The organism is Chryseobacterium sp. UF-290 (genome assembly GCF_058245615.1).
Window position 1 is genome coordinate 48,293 of the sequence record NZ_JBSICB010000016.1, and the last position, 26,395, is coordinate 74,687.

Annotated in this window: 22 protein-coding genes; 12 read left to right on the forward strand and 10 right to left on the reverse strand. The window is 36.9% G+C overall.

Features of this window, described 5'->3' with window-relative positions:
• Positions 1-11: 11 nt before the first annotated feature.
• Positions 12-446 (reverse strand): ribose 5-phosphate isomerase B, encoded by a 435-nt coding sequence (rpiB, locus tag AC4IF5_RS16735; RefSeq protein WP_490736468.1) that lies wholly within the window; start codon positions 444-446, stop codon positions 12-14.
• A 647-nt stretch (positions 447-1,093) separates the two neighbouring features.
• Between rpiB and AC4IF5_RS16740 the strand changes: the two genes are divergently transcribed.
• Entirely contained in the window at positions 1,094-2,284 is a 1,191-nt protein-coding gene (locus AC4IF5_RS16740; protein ID WP_490736470.1) for a phosphoglycerate kinase, read from the forward strand.
• Between the two features lie 1,632 nt (positions 2,285-3,916).
• Here the strand turns inward: AC4IF5_RS16740 and AC4IF5_RS16745 are convergent.
• The 6 genes from AC4IF5_RS16745 to AC4IF5_RS16770 all read right to left on the reverse strand — a co-directional run bounded on the left by AC4IF5_RS16745 (position 3,917) and on the right by AC4IF5_RS16770 (position 12,696).
• The gene (locus AC4IF5_RS16745) at positions 3,917-4,738 is read right to left on the reverse strand and encodes a class I SAM-dependent methyltransferase (RefSeq protein ID WP_490736472.1); all 822 of its coding nucleotides are present in this window, start codon (positions 4,736-4,738) and stop codon (positions 3,917-3,919) included.
• A gap of 116 nt (positions 4,739-4,854) precedes the next feature.
• Positions 4,855-6,717 (reverse strand): tRNA uridine-5-carboxymethylaminomethyl(34) synthesis enzyme MnmG, encoded by a 1,863-nt coding sequence (gene mnmG / locus AC4IF5_RS16750; RefSeq protein ID WP_490736474.1) that lies wholly within the window; start codon positions 6,715-6,717, stop codon positions 4,855-4,857.
• 147 nt (positions 6,718-6,864) lie between these two features.
• Positions 6,865-7,284, reverse strand: a complete 420-nt coding sequence (gene ybeY, locus AC4IF5_RS16755; protein WP_490736476.1) for an rRNA maturation RNase YbeY — start codon at positions 7,282-7,284, stop codon at positions 6,865-6,867.
• Positions 7,285-7,289: 5 nt separating this feature from the next.
• The gene (locus tag AC4IF5_RS16760) at positions 7,290-9,449 is read right to left on the reverse strand and encodes a patatin-like phospholipase family protein (RefSeq protein ID WP_490736478.1); all 2,160 of its coding nucleotides are present in this window, start codon (positions 9,447-9,449) and stop codon (positions 7,290-7,292) included.
• Between the two features lie 2 nt (positions 9,450-9,451).
• Positions 9,452-11,899 carry a bifunctional UDP-N-acetylmuramoyl-tripeptide:D-alanyl-D-alanine ligase/alanine racemase gene (locus tag AC4IF5_RS16765; RefSeq protein ID WP_490736479.1) on the reverse strand — a complete coding sequence of 816 codons (2,448 nt, stop codon included), beginning with the start codon at positions 11,897-11,899 and terminating at the stop codon, positions 9,452-9,454.
• Between the two features lie 209 nt (positions 11,900-12,108).
• Positions 12,109-12,696 carry a thymidine kinase gene (locus AC4IF5_RS16770; protein ID WP_490736481.1) on the reverse strand — a complete coding sequence of 196 codons (588 nt, stop codon included), beginning with the start codon at positions 12,694-12,696 and terminating at the stop codon, positions 12,109-12,111.
• Positions 12,697-12,757: 61 nt separating this feature from the next.
• Between AC4IF5_RS16770 and AC4IF5_RS16775 the strand changes: the two genes are divergently transcribed.
• The 5 genes from AC4IF5_RS16775 to AC4IF5_RS16795 all read left to right on the forward strand — a co-directional run bounded on the left by AC4IF5_RS16775 (position 12,758) and on the right by AC4IF5_RS16795 (position 17,470).
• The gene (locus tag AC4IF5_RS16775) at positions 12,758-14,239 is read left to right on the forward strand and encodes a DUF8457 domain-containing protein (RefSeq protein ID WP_490736483.1); all 1,482 of its coding nucleotides are present in this window, start codon (positions 12,758-12,760) and stop codon (positions 14,237-14,239) included.
• A gap of 2 nt (positions 14,240-14,241) precedes the next feature.
• On the forward strand, positions 14,242-14,916 hold the full coding sequence (gene rsmI, locus AC4IF5_RS16780; RefSeq protein ID WP_490736485.1) for a 16S rRNA (cytidine(1402)-2'-O)-methyltransferase: 675 nt from the start codon (positions 14,242-14,244) through the stop codon (positions 14,914-14,916).
• 14 nt (positions 14,917-14,930) lie between these two features.
• Positions 14,931-15,086: a WG repeat-containing protein gene (locus tag AC4IF5_RS16785; protein ID WP_490736487.1), complete on the forward strand. Its 156-nt coding sequence runs from the start codon at positions 14,931-14,933 to the stop codon at positions 15,084-15,086.
• Between the two features lie 319 nt (positions 15,087-15,405).
• On the forward strand, positions 15,406-16,149 hold the full coding sequence (fabG, locus tag AC4IF5_RS16790) for a 3-oxoacyl-[acyl-carrier-protein] reductase (protein ID WP_490736489.1): 744 nt from the start codon (positions 15,406-15,408) through the stop codon (positions 16,147-16,149).
• 4 nt (positions 16,150-16,153) lie between these two features.
• Entirely contained in the window at positions 16,154-17,470 is a 1,317-nt protein-coding gene (locus AC4IF5_RS16795; RefSeq protein ID WP_490736491.1) for a hypothetical protein, read from the forward strand.
• A 46-nt stretch (positions 17,471-17,516) separates the two neighbouring features.
• On the opposite strand, the gene AC4IF5_RS16800 is transcribed toward AC4IF5_RS16795, so the two are convergent.
• Positions 17,517-18,557, reverse strand: a complete 1,041-nt coding sequence (locus AC4IF5_RS16800; RefSeq protein WP_490736493.1) for a GMP reductase — start codon at positions 18,555-18,557, stop codon at positions 17,517-17,519.
• A gap of 61 nt (positions 18,558-18,618) precedes the next feature.
• On the opposite strand from AC4IF5_RS16800, the gene AC4IF5_RS16805 reads away from it, so the two are divergent.
• The 4 genes from AC4IF5_RS16805 to surE all read left to right on the forward strand — a co-directional run bounded on the left by AC4IF5_RS16805 (position 18,619) and on the right by surE (position 22,015).
• On the forward strand, positions 18,619-19,374 hold the full coding sequence (locus AC4IF5_RS16805; RefSeq protein ID WP_490736494.1) for a prolipoprotein diacylglyceryl transferase: 756 nt from the start codon (positions 18,619-18,621) through the stop codon (positions 19,372-19,374).
• Positions 19,371-19,598 (forward strand): hypothetical protein, encoded by a 228-nt coding sequence (locus tag AC4IF5_RS16810; protein WP_490736496.1) that lies wholly within the window; start codon positions 19,371-19,373, stop codon positions 19,596-19,598. The genes AC4IF5_RS16805 and AC4IF5_RS16810 overlap by 4 nt, the downstream gene beginning before the upstream one ends.
• An 18-nt stretch (positions 19,599-19,616) precedes the next feature.
• The gene (locus tag AC4IF5_RS16815; RefSeq protein ID WP_490736498.1) at positions 19,617-21,020 is read left to right on the forward strand and encodes a radical SAM protein; all 1,404 of its coding nucleotides are present in this window, start codon (positions 19,617-19,619) and stop codon (positions 21,018-21,020) included.
• Between the two features lie 206 nt (positions 21,021-21,226).
• Positions 21,227-22,015 carry a 5'/3'-nucleotidase SurE gene (gene surE, locus AC4IF5_RS16820; protein ID WP_490736500.1) on the forward strand — a complete coding sequence of 263 codons (789 nt, stop codon included), beginning with the start codon at positions 21,227-21,229 and terminating at the stop codon, positions 22,013-22,015.
• A 168-nt stretch (positions 22,016-22,183) separates the two neighbouring features.
• Here surE and AC4IF5_RS16825 read toward each other — a convergent pair whose 3' ends face one another.
• Positions 22,184-22,354 (reverse strand): lmo0937 family membrane protein, encoded by a 171-nt coding sequence (locus AC4IF5_RS16825; protein WP_490736502.1) that lies wholly within the window; start codon positions 22,352-22,354, stop codon positions 22,184-22,186.
• Positions 22,355-22,773: 419 nt separating this feature from the next.
• Here AC4IF5_RS16825 and AC4IF5_RS16830 point away from each other — a divergent pair, with 419 nt between their 5' ends.
• Complete coding sequence (locus tag AC4IF5_RS16830; protein WP_490736504.1) at positions 22,774-24,903, forward strand: carboxy terminal-processing peptidase; 2,130 nt, start codon at positions 22,774-22,776, stop codon at positions 24,901-24,903.
• Positions 24,904-24,954: 51 nt separating this feature from the next.
• Here AC4IF5_RS16830 and AC4IF5_RS16835 read toward each other — a convergent pair whose 3' ends face one another.
• The gene (locus AC4IF5_RS16835) at positions 24,955-25,458 is read right to left on the reverse strand and encodes a superoxide dismutase family protein (RefSeq protein WP_490736506.1); all 504 of its coding nucleotides are present in this window, start codon (positions 25,456-25,458) and stop codon (positions 24,955-24,957) included.
• A gap of 303 nt (positions 25,459-25,761) precedes the next feature.
• Between AC4IF5_RS16835 and AC4IF5_RS16840 the strand changes: the two genes are divergently transcribed.
• Positions 25,762-26,352, forward strand: a complete 591-nt coding sequence (locus tag AC4IF5_RS16840; RefSeq protein ID WP_490736507.1) for a 4'-phosphopantetheinyl transferase family protein — start codon at positions 25,762-25,764, stop codon at positions 26,350-26,352.
• The last annotated feature ends 43 nt before the right edge of the window (positions 26,353-26,395 follow it).

Below are 26,395 nucleotides of genomic sequence, written 5' to 3' on the forward strand. Positions count from 1 at the left end.
CCTTAGTATATTTAGCAAACTGTGATCTTATCAACCCGGTTCTGATGTCTTCCTCCTTCGAAATCCGTCGATAGAAATTTGTCTACAATTTCTATCGCCAGCTCCTTTGATATAAACCTTGCGGGCATTGAAATCATATTCGCATCATTGTGCTGTCTTGCCAGTGTTGCTATCTCCGGCATCCAGCAAAGAGCGCATCTTATCTTCTGGTGTTTGTTCGCAGTGATCTGTACCCCGTTTCCGCTTCCGCAGATCAGAATTCCCAGCTCATTTTCTCCGTTTTCCACAGAGGTTGCAGCAGGGTGTACAAAGTCCGGATAATCCACACTGTCTGTGGAAAACGTGCCAAAATCCTGAACTTCAAATTGTTCTGAGAGGTAGTTTTTAACAATCTCCTTATATTCATAGCCTGCATGGTCCGCTGCAATAGCAATTTTTCTTTTCATAATACTCTTATTAAGCTTTTTTAGATTCTATTTCATTACAAAGGTAAGAATAATAACAATTCGTGTTAGTAAACCGGGAGTTAATTGTGAAAAGGTCTGTTAATAAGTGTGGAAAACTTTTCTCAACTTTCTGTTTTTAAAGATCAATTTATTTCGTAATAGAAAATCTTTCCGGATGTTTTCGCCACAACTTTCCGGATGTTTTCTTCAGCTATCCCCAGCTTTCTCCATAATAAAATAATTAATAATGGCTTTTCTTCAAAGTTATCAACATTTGTGAATAAGTCCCTGAATATGCAGGTTTACAGAGATTTATATTGTGAGTTAAATATGAATTGACTGACAGTTGAATATGATAAACTTTAGATCAAAAACTTATCCCCGTTACTAACAATACATAACAACAACTACATTATTTTTTTTATAAAGAGAAAAAGATTGTTGATTAATGGGTGATTGGGTTCGGGGAAAGTTTTTGAAAACTTTTATTTTAATCAATCTGTTGAAAAAGTTTAAAACCTTACATTTGTGAAACGAAAATTCAATGAAATTTATGGAGCTGCCCCTGCCGATGTCTGCTGAAAAGCGATCTGAGCTGAGTTGGCGGCTGTATGGAGATCTCAGGAAAAAATAAATCTGAATATAAAATGAAAACAATTAACGACTTCAATTTTAAAGATAAGAAGGCTCTTGTAAGAGTTGACTTCAATGTTCCACAGGATGACCAGCTGAAAGTGACCGATAATACCAGAATTGTTGCTGTGAAGCCAAGCGTTGAAAAAATCCTTAAGGATGGTGGTTCTGTTATTTTATTGACGCACCTTGGGAGACCGAAAGGAGAAGTTAAGGATGAATTTTCTCTTAAGCATATTGTAGGAGAGATTTCAAGCGTTCTTGGACAGGAAGTGAAATTTGTTGATGAGTGCATCGGGGAAAAAGCTGAGAGAGCTGCTGCTGATCTGAAGCCTGGTGAAATTTTATTATTGGAGAATGTACGTTTCCACAACGAGGAGGAGAAAGGAGATGAAGGTTTCGCTGAGCAGCTTTCTAAGCTGGGAGATGCTTATGTAAATGATGCATTTGGAACGGCGCATAGAGCTCATGCTTCTACAGCTGTTATCGCTCAGTATTTCCCATCAACTAAATTTTTCGGTTTATTAATGGCTAAGGAATTACAGGCAATCGATAAAGTATTGAAAAGTGGTGAAAGACCTGTTACAGCTATCCTGGGTGGGTCTAAAGTTTCAACTAAAATCACCATCATAGAAAATATTCTTCCTGCGGTAGACAATCTGATCATTGGGGGAGGAATGGCATTTACATTTATTAAGGCTTTAGGGGGTAAAATTGGAAATTCTTTAGTAGAAGAAGATAAGCTTCCTCTTGCTCTTGAAATTTTAGGGAAGGCTAAAGAGCATAAAGTAAAGGTATATCTTCCGTCTGATGCTATTATCGCTGAAAGTTTCAGCAATGATGCAGAAAGAAAAGAAGCAGATATCTATGCTATTCCTGAAGGATGGATGGGATTGGATGCCGGTCATAAATCAAGAGATCAGTTCAACGATGTATTATTGAATTCAAGAACTATTCTTTGGAACGGACCGATCGGAGTTTTTGAAATGTCACATTTTGCAGGAGGAACTGTGGCGCTTGGTGAGAGCATTGCTGAAGCAACAAGACTAGGAGCTTTCTCTTTAGTGGGAGGAGGAGACAGTGTTGCATTCGTTAAGCAATTCGGGTATGCTGACAAAGTAAGTTATGTTTCTACCGGAGGTGGAGCAATGCTTGAAAGTCTTGAAGGACTTGAGCTTCCCGGTGTAGCCGCCATCAATAACTAAGTAGAAAGTAAAAACAAATATTCTGAGGTCTGCTAATTATATTAGCAGACTTTTTTTATGCTTGAACTTTGCTATAAAATCCAGTATTGATCGCGGTTTAAAAAGATTTTAGATATAACCTTAGGTTATGAGTAGATTATTACCTTCATTTACTGGAATTTATATTTTCCAAAAATTATAAGTTTCAAAATAGGACCCTTCAAATATCATTATTGAAGAACAAAACTTGTATTTTTAATGATGGATTATGGCAGGATATGGGCTATCTGAATTTACTGAAAATATAATTTTGAGGGAGAATTAGAGTTAGTTTTTTGAGATAAAAATGATTCTTTTTCTTCATAAATTAATCATGGGTCGTGATATTTGAGAGTCAAAAAAATATAATAATATTGCTTATAAAGAAAAGGATCTTCCAGAGCTACTTAGCTTTCATTTTTAAAGAAGATGAGTTTTATTACTATGACACAGTCTTGCTTGCGACGGATCATTTTTGACGCTTTTCTATCTTACAGAAAAGATAATTAGTATAGTATGATAGACGTGGCTAATGATAAAGCTTTTCTATTGTGAATTTCCTGGCTTATCATACCTACTTAGATTCTGGTACTGTATTGCTATTCCTTCTTATTTTTCTATTTTTTTAAATTGTTTACATCATATATATAGTGTTTAAACTATATGATTATCAATTAATAAGCTATTATTTTATAACCAAATTATGACCGTTTTTTTTAAAAAAATTATATATTTTTATTTTACAATTCTTAATGCTGTAAATAGTTAAATTATATATTGATTTACAGATATTTAAGTGTTTTTTCATGTATTTAAACTGCTTATATATCCTTACTATTTATTTAATGAATTAGATTCGAGACTTGCTCAGATGATCCGGAATCAATTTGAAAATTGAAGTTTTTAGATATTTTTCAGATTCATCTGATTAGGGATTTGTTTTTGGAGGATTAAAAAGATATTTCTTTACTCAACGGTTCCCGATTAGAATTTTTGTGATCGCCCCAGGGGATTAGAAATTTATATGTTTTGAGAAATAGTTTTTAAGTATAAACAACTTTTAATTTTCTTCAAATTTTCCAGCTTTCAAATATTGGAGTAGGAAGCGTGAATTTTTATTTTCTAATTGACTGGATTTCCAAAAAATTCATTTATGTAAAATAATTGATAGTTAATATATTTTTTGAGTTTTAATTTTCCTTTTTTGTGTTCCGGGAATTTTATTTCTGGTTTTATACTTATTTTAATTTTGAAGAGAAGAAATTGAACTCCATAGTTATATTTAAAATATAAACTCAAATTTTTGGAGTATGCTATATCTTAATTTTATCTTTTGAACATTATGAAATACTTTTCTCAAAATTAAGGAGTAATTGATCATTGCCCCTTTAAAATTATATTCTGTTAATTTTTATGTGTTTACAAAAATAGAGTAGGGGACTTTCTATAAAATTTTATTACAGAATAAGTCATTTTCGGAAATGAAAATTTTACAATAGAATTTGAGAACGCTTTCAAAAAATAAAAACTCTGGAGTAAATTTTCCCGAGTTTTTAAATTTTTTGTTGAAAATACTGAAAATTGACCTTCAGAAATGGCTTAAAAATCGATTTTCTATCTTTTTTCGATAATATATATCAAACTTGAAAATTCGTTCGAAAAAATGGCTTTTACGTTAGAAATCGTTCCGTAGATAATTGCTTTTAGCCAAAATAATGGAGATTTTTTATATTTTTCGCTCAACATGGAGATGTAATATGAATCCAGGATTAGAGGTTTGATCTTTCTCATTTTCCAATCCGGTTTTCTAGAGATCAGATTTTCCATTCCATTTTTAGAAAAATGATAAATGTGTCTTGGGACGTCGTAAGCTGCCCAGTATTCTTTATAATGTTTTGCATCATAAGAAGTAGGGTTGGGAACTGCAATGACCAGAAGTCCTTTTTCCTTTAATTTCCCGTGAAAGATATTCAACATTTCGTCCTGATTTTCGATATGTTCAAATACATGCCATAACGTAATAGCATCTAAGCTTTTTTCTTCAATCTTATTGATATCATCAAGTATCTTCGCTTTTGTTATTTTTCCCTGCGCTGCTTTTCTGGCATCAGCATCGGGTTCAAAACCAAAAGCTTCAAAGTCATTTTCTATATACTTTACAAATTCTCCTGCACCACATCCATAGTCAAGAACTTTGGAGCCTTTTTTTATTCTGTCGACCAGAATATTTTTTTTATACTGCAGATTGAAGGACTGAAGAAATTTATAAAGTTTTTCCTTCAGACTTCCGGAATCCTGATGATGGGAAATATAATCTTCGCTTTCATAGTATCTGGAAATGTTGGATGGAATAGGGGAGGTCTTATATACTCCTTTTGTTTCTGTTTCCTTAATTTCAAATACTTCCTGTGAAAGAAAATGATCTTTTATTTTCATTGAAATCGCTATCTGTTATATTAAAAAAATTAAGATATTTACAAGCTGTTAAACGTTTATAAATACCTTAATTTTCGTTGTATTTTTTTAAATGTTTCACGTGAAACATTTCTTTTTTAACGTCCTAAATAGACCAGTAAAACGTTTATATCAGCCGGAGAAACACCGCTTATTCTTCCTGCCTGTGCAATAGTCTTTGGACGTACGTTCGACATCTTCTGTTTTGCTTCTGCAGAAAGGCTGGAAAGCTTTGTATAATCAAAATCTTCAGGAATTTTAATGTTTTCCAGACGATTTAGTTTGGCTACATTCTCTTTTTCCTTTTCAATATATCCTTTATACTTGATATTGATCTCTGCCTGCTCTCTTACTTCATCGCTATATTGAGAAGAAGTATCTTTAATAAAATCAATTTTATCCAGCTTTTCTAATGTCATATTAGGTCTTGTAAGGATCTGAGCTGCTCTGTAAGCCTGATCTACCGGACTGCTTTCTATAGATTCAAGAATAGGATTGATAACTCCTGGTTTTAAAGAAGTTTCCCGTAAAAACTCTTCAAGTGATTGACTTTCAGATATTTTAGTCTCTACCTTTCTTAATCTCTCTTCTTTAGCTAATCCTAATTGATAAGCTTTCTCAGTTAATCTGATATCTGCATTATCCTGTCTTAAAAGAAGTCTGTATTCGGCACGTGAAGTAAACATTCTGTATGGTTCTTCTGTTCCTTTGGTAATCAGATCATCGATGAGTACTCCAATATAAGCTTCATCTCTGTTGAGAATGAACTCGTCTTTTTCATGTACTTTATTGTGGGCATTGATACCTGCAATTAAACCCTGGCCAGCTGCTTCTTCATATCCTGTAGTTCCGTTGATCTGTCCTGCAAAATATAAATTGTCGATTAATTTTGTTTCTAGGGTATGTTTCAATTGGGTAGGAGGGAAGTAATCGTATTCAATAGCATAACCCGGACGGAAAACTTTTACATTTTCAAATCCCGGAATATGTTTCATGGCTTTGATCTGTACATCTTCCGGTAGAGATGAGCTGAATCCGTTTACGTAAATCTCAACGGTTTTCCATCCTTCCGGTTCTACGAAAAGCTGGTGTCTGTTTCTTTCTGCAAAACGGTTGATCTTATCTTCAATACTTGGACAGTATCTCGGACCTAAGCTCTGAATTGTTCCATTAAACATTGGACTTCTGTCAAAGCCTTCTCTTAAGATATCGTGTACCGTTTCGTTGGTGTAAACAATATGACAGCTTAGTTGTTTTGTTAGTTTAGGAGTATCAAGATAGCTGAACTTTTGAGGTTTTTCATCTCCTTTCTGCTCTTCCATTTTGGAATAATCCAGACTTCTTCCGTCTACTCTCGGTGGAGTACCGGTTTTCATTCTTCCGGCTTCAAAACCTAAAGTCACCAATTGTTCAGTGATGCCAAATGCTCTTGGCTCACCCATCCTTCCTCCGCCTAATTGTTTGTCACCAACGTGAATTAATCCGTTAAGGAATGTTCCGTTGGTAAGGACTACTGATTTTGCTTTGATCTCAATTCCTAAAGAAGTAATAATTCCTGTTACTTTATTGTTTTCAATAATCAGCTGTTTCACCATATCCTGAAAGAAATCAAGATTGGGAGTATTCTCTAATGCCAATCGCCATTCTTCTGCGAAAAGCATTCTGTCGTTTTGGGTTCTTGGGGACCACATGGCAGGACCTTTTGAAAGATTCAGCATTTTGAACTGGATGGCAGATTTGTCTGCGACAATTCCGGAATATCCACCCATTGCATCAATCTCTCTTACGATCTGTCCTTTTGCGATTCCACCCATTGCCGGGTTGCAGCTCATCTGTCCGATGGTCTGCATATTCATTGTAACAAGTAAGGTTTTTGAACCGAGGTTGGCCGCAGCTGCTGCCGCTTCACAACCTGCATGTCCTGCACCTACTACTATTACATCATATATTTCTGAAATCATTTTTATCTCGCTTGTTTTAAGCTTTAAACCTTATCTTTATAACCAATGTTTCACGTGAAACATTTTTGGAGAATGCACTCTAGGTAAATGTATATTGTTCCTAGAATTGAGTACTTTAGACATCGGATTTTAAGTGATTATTTAATTTTAATTCTTTAAATCCCTATATTTTGCTAAGTACAGATCCTCCATTCTCCGCATTTCTTTTTCTTCCTCTTCCGTCTTATCTTTATAGCCTGCAAGGTGTAAAATACCATGGGCTAAAACCCTTCTCAATTCTTCTTCGTAATCCCGGGATAGGGTAGAAGCGTTGTCAGAAATGCGCTGCAAAGATACAAAAATCTCAGCGCTTATTGTCTTGCCTTTTACATAATCGAAAGTGATGATATCGGTATAATAATCATGCTGTAAATAATCCTGGTTGATCTTAAGCAGATATTCGTCATCGCAGAAAATATAATTGATTTCTCCTAATTTTTTTCCTTCTGAAAGAATCAGATCTTCCAGCCATTTTTTGTAATCCGTATCTACCGATTCCGGTAAATTTTCATAAAAGAATTGTATCATTGTAATTAAAACCAGTGTCCTAAAATAACACTGAATATGCCTTTTTGATTGTTTTTTAGTGAGTGGCTAAAATTTACTTTAATCTGTCCGAAAGGAGATTTATACCCTGCAGTAAGTCCCAGTGAACTATAATTTACTTTAACTGCCTGTTCAAAATTAATATCATTTGACAGATTGGCAAAGGTAAAGTTTCCGCTGATAAAATAGTTTTTATTAAACTTAAACTGAATATCGTTGGAAGCTAATATTGCATTGTTGGTGTACAACTGGGCAAAATAAAATCCTCCGAAACTTTTAAAATTAAGAATGTTCTGTTCAAATATACCCCCTAATCTGTACTGATAATAGGAGGGGAGATTTTCGCCAATCGTAATTCCTCCGAACAGATTGAGACGATAAGTGAATTGCTTCCCGATAGGAACGTTGACTCTAAGATCTGCTTTTACCTGAACGATTCTTTTGTCCACCTCAGATTTTAAAAGGTCAATCACCTTTCCCTCCGCAGCAAAATAAATTCCTTTTGTAGGAAATTCCTTATCATCCTGAGTATCGGTTTTCATAAAGACGTAAGGATTTAAAAAACGGCTGTAGCGCCTGTTGTCACCGTTGCTGTTTTCCGCTTTGAAGTAATCGTGGCTTATCCCGCCCCCGATAGCGAATTTATCTTTCCATACGGATTGTATAAAAGCTTCATTTCTGAACCATTCCCATCTGTCTACAACATAATTGTCTACATTTTTTATATCGAAGCTCATTCCTGAGGAATAAATACCAAATCCCGGTATATATCCGTTATCTATAAAATAATTCAGGTAATATCTGAATCTGTCTCCTACAATGACATCCAGGGAAAGGTTTGAATTTTTAAATAAAAGCCTTTTTGCAGAATAATTCAAAAGAAGACCTGTTTTAAAAACTTCATCATAATGCAGTCCGAATTTTAAAAAATGCCGGGTATCGTCTTCAGTGACGTAAAGCTTTAAATAATTGGCATCATTTTCCTGAACGATATCGTAGTTGATAAAACGGTAATTGTTGGTAGCAACAAGCTTATCAATCATCTTATTGATATTTCCATAGGTCTGTAAAGAGGGGAGACGAAGTCCCATCTTACCCAAAGTATAGTTTTTGCCGTAAATTTTACTTCCTTCAATGGAAATGCTGTCTATCTTATATACATTGGAATAGATAGGGTTTATACGCTGTCTGAGACGTTCAAAAGGCCGCTTGGGCAGCTGATCCAGTACCTGAGAATATTTTAAGCCTTCCGCGTAGCCGCTGTCCAGAATTTTTTTCTTGTCATCATAGCTGGTGGCGGACATTCCTTTCAGATCAGGCTTGATGTTAATGTCCGTATACTTGTATTGTCTGCGGGTATCTCTTTTTATGCCAAAATCGATGACCTGGTTAAGGATCGCTATAATATTGTTTAAATCCTCTCTTTTAGAAAGATCCTGGTTCAGGTCCACACCAATCACGATATCGATTCCTTTGTCCTTTAATGGCTTTGAAGGGTAGTTCACCGTCATTGCTCCGTCAATATAAATGCTGTCTCCGATCTTAACAGGATCCATTAAGGATGGAAATGCTGAACTGGCCATGATCGACTGTACAAGATCTCCCTTTTCGAATATCTGCATATTTCCGCTTTCAAGGTTGGTGGCAACACACAGAAACGGAATAGGCATTTTTGAAAAATCCTCAATATTTGAAACATTCTTGAAAAGTTCTTTAAGGAGATAGACATTTCTCTGCCCTGTACTGATGGAAGAGGGAAGGGTGATTTTTCCATTTTTCAACGGAATAGACAAAAGATATTTGTCTACGGATTTATTGAAAAAGCTGGTTTCCTGCCGTGATTTAGGATCCATAATGAGAGAATAGAAATCCGTATCCATAACGATTTTTTCTATTTCTTTTCCGGAATATCCGGAAGCATAGAGTCCGCCGACAATGGCGCCCATGCTTGTTCCGGCAATATAGTCTACTTTCACTCCCAATGAATCCAATACTTTAAGTACTCCGACGTGTGAAAAACCTTTGGCACCACCACCGGCGAGCGACAGTCCTATCTTAGGGTTTTTCGGAATTACCAGATTCTTTTTTACCTGAGAATGGATCAAAAGCAATTGGAATACGAAGAAAAGGATCAGGAGCTTTCTCATAGTTAATCTTTTATATAGATCCGTTTCACCCGGGGTGAAATGGAGGTTAATACTTCATAGGTTATCGTTTTGCAGTAGCCTGCAAATTCTTTTAAACTTGGTTTGGCGTTGAATACGGTGACGGTATCACCTTCCTTTACATTAGGGATATTGTCTACATTGATCATCATCATATCCATGCAGATATTTCCAACGATAGGTGCGAGTGTTTTATTGACTCCCAGACTTCCTACCTGGTTTCCTATTAATCTTGGGATACCATCCGCATAGCCTACCGGAACGGTGGCAATTCTCGTAAGATGATCTGCTTTATATCGTCTGCTGTAGCCCACAGATTCTCCGCCTTCAACCATTGATATCTGTGAAATTACTGTTTTAAAGCTTACCACAGACTGCAGCTGTTTTTGTATTTCATTATCCGGCGACTCTCCAAGCATTCCGATACCGATTCTTACCATATCATATTGGTGGTCGGTATAGCTTGTAATTCCTGAAGAATTCAGGATATGGCGGATAGGAGTGTAGCCTAATTTTTCTGTCAGGTAACTGGAGTTTTTTTCAAAAACATCCAATTGCTTTAAAGTGAATGCTTTTTCTTCAGGCATATCTGATGAAGATAAATGGCTGAACATACTCTGGACCTTCAGGTTTTTCTGACTTAAAGTTTCGCTGAGCTGATCCAGCTCAGAATCTTTAAAACCAAGACGGTGCATTCCGGTCTCCAGTTTGATATGAATCGGATATTTTTTGTCATATCCTGATCTTTGAACTGCCTCATAAAATAATTCCAGTACCCTGAAGCTATAAATTTCAGGCTCCAGGCCATATTCTATAATGGTCTGATAGCTGTGCTGTTCAGGATTCATTACAATAATAGGAGTGGTGATCCCTTTTTTACGAAGTTCAACACCTTCATCCGCATAGGCCACACCAAGGTAATCTATATGATGATGCTGTAGAAATTCTGATACTTCATAACTTCCAAGGCCATAAGCATTGGCTTTTACCATGGCCATCATTTTGGTCCCTGGTTTCAGCAGTGATTTGTGATAATTGATATTATGAAGGATGGCATTCAGATTTACTTCAAGGACGGTATCGTGTTTTCTGAGTTCAAGGATATCTTTAAGCTTTTCGATCTCAAACTTCCTTGCCCCTTTCAGAAGGATGATCTGATTTTCAATTTCATTGAGGTGTTTACTTGCAATGAGTTCTTTGGTATCAATGAAAGTATATGTTTTAGATTTAAATAATTCACTAAACTTTGAAATTTCATCACCGATCAGAAAGACGGAATCAAAATGTTGCTCATTCACCAGTTCGGAAACTTCTTCATACAGTTCCTGTAAATTGGTATTCACTCCTACGATGTCAGTAAGCACCAAAGACTTTTTGGATTTATTGTACTCGTTTAAAAACTGCAGGGCAGTCTTTAATGAATCAAGATCCAGGTTGAAAGAATCGTTGATGATAATATTGCCTTTAATTCCTTCGATGGATTCAAGCCTCATTTCGACGGCCTTTAAAAGGTTGATTTTTTCGACGATCTTTTTATTTTCGATATTCAGCTCCTTAAGGACTGTGATGAGCGCCATAGCATTGGTCAATGTCGCTTCGTCCCTCTGATGGGCAGGAAAACTGATTTCTTCCCCAAAATATTCGACGATGATGTTTTCATCTTTGGAAATATTATTCTTGATGAAGACATTGTTCTCTTTTTTAAATCCGTAAGAAATTAATTTTTTATCAGAATAGGATTCCTTTATTTTTTGATCGACTAAAGAATGATCACCATTGTAGATGATTACCCCGGAATCTTTAAAAAGTATGATCTTTTCATCGATCAGCTCTTCCTCAGAAGAAAAGTTGGCAGCATGAGCTGTTCCGATATGGGTCAGCAATCCGATCTGAGGATGGAAAATATTTTCAAGCTTTTCCATTTCATCCGGTTTTGAAATTCCTACTTCAAAAATACCAAGCTTATGAGAGCTGTTGATCTGAAGAAGGGAAAGGGGAAGACCGATCTGGGAATTGAAGCTTTTCGGACTTTTTACAGTAGGGAACTCATTCCACAGACATTGGTAAAGCCATTCTTTTAAAATAGTCTTTCCGTTGCTTCCTGTGATTCCGATAGATTGTAAATGAGAATTTTCGAAATGATACTTTGCTAGTTTTTGAAGAAAATCCACAGAATTCTCCACGATGATCCAGGTCACATTTTCGTATTCCGGATAATGGTGTTCGGAAATAATAACATGAATACCCCTGTCTATTGCAGATTCAATAAATTTTTCGCCGGAGTTTTTATGCGTATTAATAGCGATAAATGCCGCATTCTTCGTAGAATAGATGATCCTGCTGTCATACGCTATATTTTTGATCGTTAAACTTCCGTCTCCAATAACCTGTGCATTGGTGATCTCTGCAATGTGCTGTACTGTGTAGTTCATTGGTGCCCTTTCTGCTTTATTTTAGGCGAAGCTGCAAAAGAATAAAATCGCAGAACTTAAAAAATCGCTTATTTTCAGCTGATTCATCTTTTCAGGATTTTTCAATATTGCTTTTCCGCTTTTCATTTATATGAAGTGAATATATTTTATGGCTGGTGCATCAAGCTCTTTTGCGATTCCGCAATTTCACTGTTTTGCCTTTTGCCGGTTTATTTTCTCTTTGAAAGCACTTCTTCAATAAAAACCCTGCGGCTTACTGCTTCATAGCTTTCCGTTTCTCCCAGCTCCACCAGATCATCTCCCTGGGAAGTTCTCATAGAATAGTTGGCAAGATTACCTGTTCTCTTACAAATAGCATGCACTTTTGTAACATATTCTGCAGTGGCCATCAGATTGGGCATAGGCCCGAACGGACGGCCCAAAAAATCCATATCAAGCCCTGCAATAACTACTCTTATGCCGCTGTTGGCAAGCTGGTTGGCAATATCAACAATACTTTCATCGAAAAACTGTGCTTCATCAATTCCCACTACATCACAATTGGAGGCCAACAGTAGAATTTCATTCGGATTATCCACTGCAGTACTGCGTATTTTATTCTGATTATGAGAAACCACTTCCTCTTCAGAATACCGGATATCCAGTTTGGGTTTAAAAATTTCTACATTCTGTCCTGCCATTTCTGCTCTTCGTAATCTGCGGATCAGCTCCTCGGTTTTACCAGAAAACATAGAGCCACAAATCACTTCCATCCAACCGCTTTGTTTGGAATGATTAATTGTATTTTCTAAAAACATTTGTTAAATTAGCCGTATATTTTTAACATCAAAAGTAAGCAATTTTAATAAGAATCTTATTATGCAGAATATCCAAGATTTAAAGGAAAAGATTTTTTTTGAATCCATGAATATCATTGATAATCTGGATAAAATAAATAACGTAGACGAATTACTTTCCAAGCAAGATCTTGTAGATGAGCTTGCTAACAGGATTTCTTTTTTGAAATTGCTGGAAAAAAATATGGAATACTTCATTGCAGACGATCCGGCTCTGCATTTGGAGCATCAGCATCTTGCCTTTGCCTCAGGAGAATCGGAACACCATGATTCCGGAAATGAGGTTACTGAAGAGGAAGCCATTTTTAATAATGAACTGAACGAGATTGATGAAAATGAGCGTTTTTCGGACAGATCTGAAGAAGAAGCTGTTTTCAATAACCAGCTGAATGAAATTATTGAGAATGAATTCCATGAAAATATCGTAAGCTTTGTAGAAGAGGGGTATGAAGAAAAAGATCCTGAAAATATCCGGAATTCAAATTCTCCCAATGAAGTCACAGAAGAAGAAGCTGTTTTCAACAATCAGCTGAATGAAATTGATGAAAAAGAAAATTCAGCTCATGAAGCTATTTTAAGCTTTGTGGATGAAGAGAAGATTCTTGCTGATTCTATACCTGATTCGGACGAAGATATCAATGAAGACATGTTTTATCATGAAGTGACAGAAGAGGAAGCGATCTTCAACAACCAGCTGAACGAAATAGACCGTAATGATGATCAAATTGCGGAGACGGAGGCAAAAGATGAAGCTGATTTTGCAGCTGTGAATGATGATGCCAAAGAAAATACGGTCAAGGAAACCATTCCAAGTATTTTTGATACAGAGATGCTGGATGATGAAATGCTGATCGAAGAGAATGAAGAACAGTTCATTTCAAATGCATCGATAGAGCAGGGAGAGATGACTACGGAGACTTCCAATATAGAAAATGTTCTGAATGACATTAAAAATGATCATTCGGAAGATATAAAGGAAGAAAGTATCCTTGCTGAAGTCTATGACAGAAGAAAAATTGTTGAAATCGAGAAACCTGTTCCGGAAGAAACAGAAAAACATCCTTCTGATGAAAGCTTTGAAAATTTAGATGCCTATCATCAGGAGAAAAAAATAAAATTAGCCAATATCAAAGGGTTGAAAGCCGTTCAGTCACTTTTTGATGATGACCCTCTGGAAAGAGAGACTCCTGAAGAGAATCAGCCTTCCATTGCCAAAGAAGATACCGGAAGCATTCTGAAATCTAATATTCCTACCCATTTTATGGAAGCGGAAAAACCGAAACCTGAATTCAAGCTGGATCTTAATGACAGGATTGCCTTCTCAAAGATGCTGTTTGAAGGAAGCCAGGCGGATCTGAATGATACGGTATATCAGCTGAATCAGTTTAGGACACTGGAGGAAGCCAAAGAATACCTGAGCGATCTTTATTACGAAAGAAAATGGAATAAGGTGGATGAATATGCCCAGAGACTTTGGATATTGGTGGAAAATAAATTCTTATAATTTTGAGCGGAATCCTATATTTTGTTCCCACACCCGTCGGGAACCTGGAAGATATGACTTTCAGGGCAGTAAACGTCCTGAAGGAAGTCGATTATATTTTGTGTGAAGATACCAGAACTTCCGGAATACTTTTAAAACATTTTGAGATCTCCAAGCCTTTAAAATCATATCATTTATACAATGAGCATCAGGCAACGGAGAAAGTGATCACTGACCTTAAAAATGGCCAGAATATCGCTATTATTACTGATGCAGGGACGCCGGGAATTTCAGATCCCGGATATTTACTGGCAAAAGCCGGAGCAGATCATGCTATTGAAATGATCTGCCTTCCGGGAGCTACCGCTCTGATTCCTGCTCTTGTAGTTTCAGGGCTTCCGAACAATGAATTTTTATTTGCAGGATTTTTGCCACAGAAAAAAGGAAGACAGACAAAGCTGAAGCAGCTTGCAGAAGAGAAAAAAACGATCGTCCTTTATGAAAGCCCGCACAAGATCAATACGACACTGGAGCAGATCAGGGAATTCTTTGGAGAAAATACCAAAGTGAGCCTGAGCCGTGAGATCTCCAAGAAATTTGAAGAAACCAGGCGGGGAACGATCAATGAATTAATTGAGTTCTCCAAGACTAAAACATTAAAAGGAGAAATTGTTCTTATTGTCAATAATTCTATTTGATTTTCATTTTCTCAATGAATATTCAAAAACCTCTTGTCTGTAAAAATTCTGATGATCTTTACGGTATTCTGGATGGAAAAGGAACGGAAATTGTTCCTTTTATTTACGAAGATATCATCACATTTGAAAATGCTGAAAATGAAATTGTTGTGAAGAAAGAAGGAAAATAGGGTGTTTCTAACTTTCAGAATGAACCTCTGAAGAAAATCATCTGCGATCAGTATTCGTGGCAGAAAGAGGCGCTGAAACTGGATAAGAATAAAAAATCTGACTTTATTTATTTCACAAGATTTAGAAATAATATGGTTCAGCTTTAATAATATGAAAGAAATTCATCAAAAAAGTTCAGTATTTTAATGATTTAAATGTGTTGAATAACAATTTATAATATCTTTGCAAACCGTTTAATTCCGGAGTGGAATTATATACATTGAATGAGTCAGCTGTCACAAGCTGAATGAGTTATAAAGAAAATAATTGTCAATAGATATGAGAATATTAGAAGGAAAAGTAGCGCTAATTACCGGAGCTACAAGAGGAATCGGAAAGGGGATCGCTGAAATGTTTGCCCAGCAGGGGGCAAAAGTAGCATTTACCTATGCCGGCTCTGTAGACAAGGCTAAAGAATTAGAAGCGGCTTTAAGTTCTGTAACCCAAATCAAAGGATATCAGTCTGACGCATCAGATTATGATGCGGCGCAGAAATTGGTGGATGAAGTAATGGAGGAATTCGGCCAGATCGATATTTTGGTAAACAATGCAGGAATTACAAAAGATAACCTGCTGTTGAGAATGTCCAAAGAAGATTGGGATAAAGTGATCAAGGTAAATTTAGATTCAGTGTTCAACCTTACAAAAGCGGTGATCAAACCGATGATGAAGGCAAGATCGGGATCTATTATCAATATGACCTCAGTAGTGGGTGTGAAAGGAAACGCCGGACAAGCCAACTATGCAGCTTCCAAAGCAGGAGTGATCGGATTTACAAAATCCGTCGCGTTGGAATTGGGATCAAGGAATATCAGATGTAATGCTATTGCTCCGGGATTCATTGAAACGGAAATGACCGCTGTGCTGGATGAAAAAACAGTTCAGGGATGGAGAGAGGAAATTCCGATGAAAAGAGGAGGACAGCCTGCAGATATTGCCAATGCCTGTGTATTCCTGGGAAGCGAAATGTCAGCTTACATTACCGGGCAGACCCTGAATGTGGACGGAGGAATGCTGACCTAGGAAGATGAAAAAAGTACAGAATATCGTATTATTCTTGTCGGTTATACTATGCATCGGTCTGATTTATATTAACTTGTTTAATGTATATCAGACCGATGATTATATATGGTCTTATAATACCCGTAGGCTGGGATTCGCAGGGAGTTTTAAAGAAACTTACCTGAACTGGGGAGGAAGGTACTTCGGATATGGACTGAGTATGCTGAATCCTGTTTTCTACGATGAAAACGGGATCGTTCCAAAAGTATATCCGCTTTGTCTCATGTTTTCTTTTATTGGGGTGTCTGCACTCAATTTTAAAACCTATTTCAACAATTCATCAGGAGAAGCTTTAAAAAAAGCGTTCATCCTTTTTTTCTTTTATACAGTATTGCTGATAAGCCTCTCGGAACATTATTTCTGGATCACAGGTTCCAACATTTATTTCCTTCCTGTTATTTTAGCAGGTTGGTTGCTTTATTTCCTTAAAAAAAAGGAAGATACGGGGGAGAAAATATGGCTTTACCTCTCAATAGTACTGATTGCAGTTCTGATGGGTTCCAATGAAATTTTAGCGCTGATCCTTGAAGGTTTATTACTGCTGGCCTGTTACCGGAAAAGGGATAAACAGAATCTGCTTTTTTTATTTACAGGAAGTGTTTTTCTATTGGTAAACCTGTTGGCTCCCGGAAATTTTAACAGGATGGGAGAGGTAGATTATGGAATTGTAAAATGGCTGAAAAGAATAGGGGTTTTTGGAGCTAATACGGTTTATATTGCCATTAAATCTCTTTTGTTGCTCCCATTATTTCTGAAAGCTTTTGAGAAAGAACTTACCCGTATCAGGAATACAGTAACATTTAAGGAAGCTTTATTATTCTGGAGTGTTTCGCTGATTCCGTTGCTTTTTACAGGATATATCCTCAATACCATCGCAAGACAGTTCGAAAGCATTTTATTTTACTTTTTTGCTACGCTTTCAGTATTACTGATCTTTAAACTTGAAAACATCAAAAAATTTTGGTGGGCAGCTCTTCTTATCATTTTTCTTCCTGAGCTGAAAGTCTTTCCGGAAAAATATATTTCTTTTAATCCTGATTTTAACATAGACCATATAGCGTTGGAAGTGTTGACAACGGATCTGAAGGAGTATGAAAGAGAGATGGATGAAAGAATAGAGCTCATTAAGAATGCTCCTGAAGATTCTGTTGTGGTAGATAAAATAAAAGTGGTTCCGAGGGTTTTATACTTTGATGAAATGGCTTCTGTAAATGAAGAAGAAACCTTTGTAAATGACCAGCTTCAAAAATATTTTAACAAAAAATATATCAGAACGAAATAATAAAAAGGCTTTAGATATCACTCTAAAGCCTTTCGTTTTATGATTTTCAGTCTTTAAAAACCTGATTTTCCTGTTCCTGAACTCTGATAAATGTTGTTCTTTTAGAAAGTTCCTTAAGTTTGGAGGCCCCTACATAAGTACAGGTAGAGCGTACACCTCCCAAAATATCCTTTACTGTTTCCGCAACCGGCCCTTTATAGGCTACTTTCACCGTTTTTCCTTCAGAAGCCCGATATTCTGCAACACCTCCGGAGTGTTTATCCATTGCGGTTTTAGAGCTCATTCCATAAAACAGACGATATTTCTTCCCGTTTTCCTCGATTATTTCTCCTCCGCTTTCATCATGGCCGGCAAACATTCCGCCCAGCATGACAAAATCTGCACCCCCTCCGAAAGCTTTGGCAACATCTCCGGGAACTTTACATCCTCCGTCGGCTATGATATGACCTCCTAAGCCATGGGCTGCGTCAGAACATTCAATAATGGCGGAAAGCTGTGGGTAGCCAACTCCTGTTTTTACTCTTGTAGTACAGACTGAACCGGGACCTATACCTACTTTGATGATGTCGGCACCTACCAAAAGAAGCTCTTCTACCATTTCTCCGGTCACCACATTCCCGGCTATAATAATTTTGTCCGGGAAATCAGCTCTGGCTTTCTTTACAAACTGAACGAAATGCTCAGAATAACCGTTGGCTACATCAATGCAGAGAAACTCAATTTTCGGGTGCTTTTCGAGAATCTGTCTTATCTTTTCTTCATCTGCTTTTCCGGTACCGGTACTTAAAGCGATATACTGATAAATGCTTTCCGGCTGGTTTTGCAGAAACTGGCTCCATTCATCAACGGTATAGTGCTTATGAACCGCAGTGATGATCTTGTCTTTTGCCAGTTCCACAGCCATTTCAAAGGTTCCTACAGTATCCATATTGGCAGCGATCACAGGGACGCCTTTCCATTTTTTCTTGGTATGCCTGAAAGTAAATTCCCTATCGAGATCTACTTCTGAACGGGATTTTAATGTGGAACGTTTAGGGCGGAACATTACATCCTTGAACCCCAGTTTTATGTCATATTCTATACGCATTTTGTAATTATTTGTCAGAATAAAGGTAGTAAATAATCTGAAATGGATTATTTTTGAAGCTATGGATTTTCCTGTAACCTTTCACATTTTCGGTAAAACGGTCCTTGCACATCCTCTTTTTGAGGCGGTGGGAATGTTCCTGGGAATGCGGTATTATTTTTACCTTAAAAGAAGATCAAAAGAAAAGCTTCCTTTCAACACCTCTGCTGCAGTTTTGATAGGAGCGACGGCCGGAGCCTTGATAGGTTCAAAACTGATCGGAAATCTGGAAAACCCTTATGCGATATTTGAAAATTTTAGCTTTCAGAAATTCTGGTCAAGCAATACGATTGTCGGAGGGCTGGCTTTTGGATTGGCAGGTGTGGAGCTTGCCAAAAAAGTAGTCAATCACAAAGAAAGTACGGGAGATCTGATCGTTTTTCCCTTGATGCTGGCCATTATTATTGGAAGAATCGGCTGTTTCCTTACCGGAATTTACGAGGAAACTTACGGTCTTCCGACAGATTCCTTCTTTGGAATGTATTTGGGGGATCAATACCTCAGACATCCGGTTGCATTGTATGAAATGGTTTTTCTAATCATTCTTTGGAGCTGTTTAAAGTATATTCAGCACCGGAAAAAGTACCATTCAGGTTTTCTTTTTCAGCTCTTTATGCTGGCCTACTTTACATTCAGATTTCTATTGGACTTCATTAAGCCAAGGGTAGAGGTTGCGGGAAGTCTGGGAACTATTCAGCTTGTATGTGTTTGTGTAATTATTTATTACATTTATACAATTAAAAACACCCATTCATTATATTTAAAATATTCAAGATGAAATTTTTAACCATTTTAGAAGCTGGAAATATGGTAGGTGTAGTTATCATGATCATTGGTATCATGATCCTGGGGGCAGTATTTTTTTCCATTATCGTCACTTTTATTGTGAAGTTGATCTACGAAAGAAAAGGAGATAAAAAACTCAGCAGAAAACAGTTTATACAAGCCTTTGTCATCTGCCTTCTGGTCTGTGGACTGATCAGCGGATACATTTGTGGGTAAGGATTTTAAAATTACATTATGCCGGTAAGAAATTATACCTATTACGATTATACCATCAGCCTTTGTCCGGAATGCCTTAAAAGGGTAGGAGCAAAGATCATCATAGAGGACGAAGCTGTTTTCATGACTAAAAGATGTCCTGATCATGGCTTTTTCAAAACAAAAATAGCCTCTGATGTACAGTATTACAAAAACATTAGAAACTATAATAAAGCCTCTGAAATGCCTTTCCATTTCGGAACAGAGGTAGAATATGGATGTCCGTATGACTGTGGTCTGTGTGTGGATCATGAACAGCACAGCTGTCTTTCAATAGTGGAAGTTACGGACCGGTGTAATCTTACCTGCCCTACCTGCTATGCGATGTCATCTCCACACTATGGAAGTCACAGAAGCCTGGAAGAAATAGAAGCGATGTTTGATACTATTGTTAGGAACGAAGGCGAGCCGGATGTCGTTCAGATCAGTGGTGGCGAACCTACCATCCATCCTGAGTTTTTCAGAATTATGGATATCGCCAAGTCCAAACCGATTAAACATCTGATGCTGAACACCAACGGGATAAGGATTGCCAATGATCCGGGATTTGCAGAAAAGCTGGCAACGTATGCTCCTGAATTCGAAGTCTATCTTCAGTTTGATTCATTCAAATCAGAGGTTCTCGAAGAATTCAGGGGTAAAGACCTTACTGCTGTCCGGATGAAAGCACTTGAGAAGCTGAACGAGCTCAATCTTTCCACCACATTGGTCATTGTACTTCAGAAAGAAAAAAATATTGATGAGATCGGAGAAATCATTGAATTTGCCCTGAAACAGAAATGTGTAAGAGGAATCACTTTCCAGCCGGTGGAAATTGCCGGAAGAAACAGGGAAGACTCTGCTCATGAGAAGATTACCTTAACGGAGGTAAGACAGGAGATTCTGAACCAGTTTCCCCTTTTGAATGCTGACGATATCATTCCGGTTCCGTGCAATCCGGATGCTTTAGCGATGGGATATATTTTAAAACTTCAGGGAGAAACCATTCCTTTGACCCGTTATATCAATCCCGCTGATCTTCTGAACAATGAATCAAGAAATACGATTGTTTACGAGCAGGATAAAGGTTTACATATGCAGCTGCTGGATATTTTCAGTACCGGGATTTCCGTGGATAAAGTGAAGCCTAAGGTCAATCAGTTACTTTGCTGTTTACCGGAAGTATGTGCGCCGGATCTGGACTATGATAACCTGTTCAGAATTATCATTATGAATTTCATGGATGCTCATGATTTTGACGTTCGTGCAGTGAAGAAATCATGTGTTCATATTGTTAATAAAGACCTGAAACTAATCCCTTTTGAAACAATGAATCTTTTCTACCGTGATGACAAGAAAAATTATCTGGAAGAATTGAGAAAAGAAGATAAGGTTTTATTTTAAAACCTTCAGCTCTTCTTCCGGCCTCCAGCTTCATTTCTTATAAAAATGCGGCAAGTTTCTTTTGGGATTCTATTCAATGAATACCAAATATATTGTTTTATAACATCTTATTTTTAACTACATTTGATGTGTTGAAAATTCTTTTTGTCCAATTCGATCACTGGACAAACTGCACCTTATTTGTATTAAAAAATTAAAGATAATTTATGGAAAGACCGCTTATTCTGGTTACTAATGATGATGGAATTACAGCACCTGGTATCAGAAATCTTGTAAATTTTATGAATGAAATCGGAGAAGTAGTTGTTGTAGCACCCAACTCTCCCCAAAGTGGAAAAGGCCACGCTATTACCATTAATTCTACCTTAAGCTACGAAGAAGTGACCCTTGATGGTCCGCAAATTGATTTTTCGTGTAGCGGGACACCTGTAGACTGTGTAAAGATGGCTCTTGATAAAATCCTGAAAAGAAGACCGGATATTGTGGTCTCAGGAATCAATCATGGAGCGAATTCTTCTATCAATGTAATCTATTCCGGAACGATGTCTGCTGCTGTAGAAGCAGGCGTAGAAGGTATTCCTGCCATTGGATTTTCATTGCTGGATTTCAGCTGGGAAGCAGATTTTACCCAGGCTAAGGAATTTATCCAGAATATTGTCAGAAAAACACTGGAAAACCCAATGCCAAAGGGAATCGTTCTGAATGTCAATATCCCGAAACTTCCTGCTGAAGAAATAAAAGGAGTAAAAGTCTGCAAGCAGGCTCATGCCAAATGGGAGGAAAGCTTTGATGAAAGAGTAAACCCACACGGGAAAAAATACTATTGGCTGACCGGTTACTTCAATAATATGGATGATTCTGAGGACGCTGATGAAACAGCTTTAGCCAACGGATATATTTCTATTGTACCTGTTAAATTTGATCTTACAGCATATGAATACATGAAGAAGCTGGAAGAGGTAATGACTTTTGACACGGTAAAGGAGGTTAAATAATCTGAAGGTCAGTTACTTATTGAATTCTGTGAAAAGTTTCGCTCCAAAAGATCCGGAAACCTGGAATTTTGTATAAAGTGAAAATTTTATCAATCTAATAAGAGCATGAAAAATTAATTTCATGCTCTTTATTTGTAATGTTATTGCCAATTACTCATTATTTTATCCTTATTCCAACGGTTTTCTTCCCGTAATGATGTTGTAAAGAATAACTATAATGGCTATGACCAGCAAAATGTGTATTAAATATCCCGTGCTGATTCCCGGTACAATTCCTAATATTCCCAAAAGCCAAACGACGATGCAAATGACTGCGGCTAACCATAATAAACTTCTCATGACCTTCCATTTTAAAGTTATTTGTTTAAATATCAGCATATTTTGTGCCTTTGTCGGTTATAAATATTTTTTGTGGTATATTTTTATGGGTATTTAACGAAATCTTTTTTGTTTCATTCCCAATGATTTATATTTTTGTCTGATGGAAATAAAGTATTTTGCGGGGTCAATATCAATGGTTACTTCTCTGCAGCTGTTTATTTCCGGATAAAAAGAAGAATCTTTGTTGCGTTTTTTCCGATCCGTATTTTCCGTTGAGAAATAATAAGAAAAATAAGACCTGAGTTCTGTTTAAATAAAAATCTTTAAAACTCTATACGATATTTATAAATAAGGTATTAAATTTGATCGTTTGTAACGGTCCGCAAATTATTGCTACCTATTACAATATTTTTTAATTAATAAATTAAAGACAGTTTATGTGGAAAAATTTCAAACTGAATAAATTTTTACTCCTGATTCCATTAACCAGTCTAATGTTTTGTTTCAACTCGCCGAAGAACGATGATGAAAAGATGCAGACGATAATGGTGAGCGTAAAAAACACACTTTCTTATCTGCATTATAGCCCGAAATCTATCAACGATGCTTATTCGAAGGACGTTTATAAGCATTATTTCGAATTGGTAGACCCTGCGAAAAGATATTTCCTGCAATCTGATATGGATGAATTCAGCAAGCATGAAATGAAGCTTGATGATTATATCAGCCAGGGGGATCTGACATTCTATAAGCTTACTATTGACAGGCTATACCAAAGAGTGGATGAGATCGATAAGATCACCCAGGATATTTTCAGTAAACCTATCAACCTTCAGGAAGATGAAACGCTTACCCTTGAGCCAAAGCTTAAAAAAGTACCTGCCAATAAACAGGAACAGTATAATGAGTGGAAAAAATTCATCAAATACAACATTCTTCAGGAAGTTGAGTCGATGAACAGCAAGGAAGAAGCCCAGAAAGAAAAGAAAGATTCCGTACAGAAGTACAAATTAAAAGATACGATCAAATTTAAGGTTCTTACCCAGGATGAAAAGATTAAAAAGGCTACGGATGAAGTAAAAGACCTTGTAAAAGATACCTTTACCCGATTCAAAAAGAGAAAGAAAATGGATTGGTTTACGGTGTATATGAACGCGTATACTGAAGTGTTCGATCCACATACCAACTATTATTCTCCAAAGGATAAAGAAGACTTTGATACTCAGTTTACAGGAAAGGTAATCGGTATCGGGGCACTGATCCAGGAGAAGAAAGGAAATCTTTACCTGGGAGCTCTTACAATAGGGGCTCCGGCATGGAAATCCAAGCAGCTTTCCGAAGGAGATAAGATCTTAAAGGTGAAATCCAAGCCGAAGGATGATGCCGTGAATGTAGTAGGAATGCTGTCTGATGAAGCGGTAAGATTGATCAGAGGAGAGAAAGGAACTCCGGTTACCCTGACGGTTCAGAAAAAAGACGGTACGATCAAGGATGTAACGATGATCCGTGAAGAAGTCGCTATAGAAGATACTTTTGCAAGAAGTATCGTCATCAATACTCCAAACGGAAAAAAATACGGCTTCATCAATCTGCCAAGCTTTAATGCTGACTTTGAAAATGCCAAAGGAAGAAATGCTTCTGATGATATAAAGAACGAGATCATTAAGCTAAAAGCCCAGAATATCGAAGGAATTATTCTTGACCTTAGAAATAACGGAGGAGGTTCATTAACTGAAGTAGGGGATATTATGGGACTTTTCATGGAAGCCGGGCCTTATGTTCAGGTGAAAGACGGAAACGGGAAAATACAGACCTTAAAGAACAAATATGAGGCTCCGATCTGGACAGGCCCTCTTGTGATCATGCAAAACGAGCTTTCCGCTTCTGCTTCTGAAATTTTAGCGGGTGTAATGCAGGATTACGGAAGAGCAATGATCATCGGATCTCCGCAATCTTTTGGAAAAGGAACGGTTCAAACCTTTGTAGACCTTAACAGATTCCTGAATACTGAGGATGATTTCGGATCTTTAAAGCTGACCATTCAGAAGTTCTATAGAGTCACAGGAGAATCTACGCAGAGGAAAGGAATCGTTTCAGATATTCAAATGAAAGATTTCTTTACGTATGCGGAAGTAGGGGAGCGATATGACGATTTTGCCCTGGCATGGGATAAAATTCCGGCTACAAAATTCCAGAAACTGAACTATTTCAACATCCAGGCTCTTGAAAAGGCAAGCGCGGACAGAATGGCTAAAAACAGCAATTATCAGTTGCTGCTGGAATCTGCTCAATGGAGAGAAAAGCTGGATAAAGAAGGAAGTATTACGCTTAATATCGATAAATTCAATGAAGTGATGAAACAGAGAAAATCTCAGATTGAAAAATTCAAAGTTTTGACGAAATTTGAGAACGGACTACAGTTTATCATGTATCCTAGTGAAATTGAAAGAGAGAAAAAAGATGAAGCTTTCAAGAAAAAATCTGAAATGTGGATCAAGAATCTGAAAAAGGATCTTTATCTGCAGGAAGCAATGAATATTGTATCAGATATGGGAGCAAAATCATAAACATAAAAAACGCCGCTAATTTTAATTAGCGGCGTTTTTTATATTAACGGTTTACTTAATTTCTACACATCCTACTCTTCCTCCGGCATTTCCGGTAGGCTGAGTATGGAAATCATCAGCGGCTGCATGTACAATCAGACCTTTTCCGATGATGTTTTTAGACTCGTCTGTACAGCCAAGACACCACTTATCGGTCTTGAAGGTCAAGGTTGCCGTTCCGTTCTGATCAGCAACTAAATTTCCTATATCTCCCATATGGAAATGTTCAGCTCCCCATTTACCGTGATCATTTTTGGAAGGATTCCAGTGACCGCCTGTAGACGTTCCGTCCGCAGCAGAACAGTCTCCTTTCTCATGAATGTGTACTGCATGAATTCCAGGAGTAAGGTTGGTTACATCCAGTTTCATGACAACCTCATTTCCTTGTTGGGTAAACTTTGCCGTTCCTCCTGTCTGTGTTTCGCTTTTGGCATTTATGCTGTACGTTTTTGTGGTTCCGCATGAAGCCGCAAAAAATGCACACCCTGCCAATAATGCTAATGTTTGTACTCTCATTTTTAAATGATTTAAAGTGATTTTACGATAAAATTAAAAAAGATTTTCCAAAACACTTTATGATTCCAGTCTTTTTTTCGAAAGTCATGGCAAAGCACAAGTGAAACTTGCCGTGTTTTGTATCCCTGATTCTTTTTTTTAATGCGTAAAGATTTATTACTTTGAAATAAGCCGAAAAAATGCTTATTTTTAGCGTGATGCTCTTACACTGCATCATGTCTTTTACTGTAAAAACACAACCGGAAAGAGCTGGAAATGGTTATTTTATATACACGTATACGCGAAGAAAAACATCAGGATCTTTTGGATCAATATCTAGATGTTTTTTCTGAAGATCAGAAAAAGGATATCCTGAAATTCAGAAGATGGCAGGATGCCCAGCTTTCATTGCTTGGAAAGGTTCTGCTACAGCATGGGCTGAGAACGTATTATGATATTTTCGAAACAGAAATTAGTGTTACTCCCAACAATAAGCCTTATTTAAAAGGCTATCCCGTACATTTTAATATATCCCATTCCAAAGACCTTGTTGTCTGCGTCATCGCTGAATTTCCTGTAGGAATAGATGTTGAATTTATTGATGCTTCTATAAGCTACCAGGATTTTGAGTTTCAAATGACACCTGGAGAATTTGAAAAAATTCATGGCTCAGAAGATAAGGTCAAAAGTTTTTTTACTTACTGGACAGCTAAAGAGGCTGTTATAAAAGCTCATGGAGCAGGAATGATGATCCCTTTAGACTCTTTTGAAATCCTGAATAACGAAACGGATATCAACGGAGAAAAATTCTTCACAAAAGACATTTTTATTGATAAAAATTATTGTAGTTGTATCGCTTCTGGTGATAGGAACATCAATAATGTGGTACCTTTTATTGGAACTGTTAAAATTTGAGTTAATTAAATTTTATTAAGTTATATAGCTGATTTACAGCATT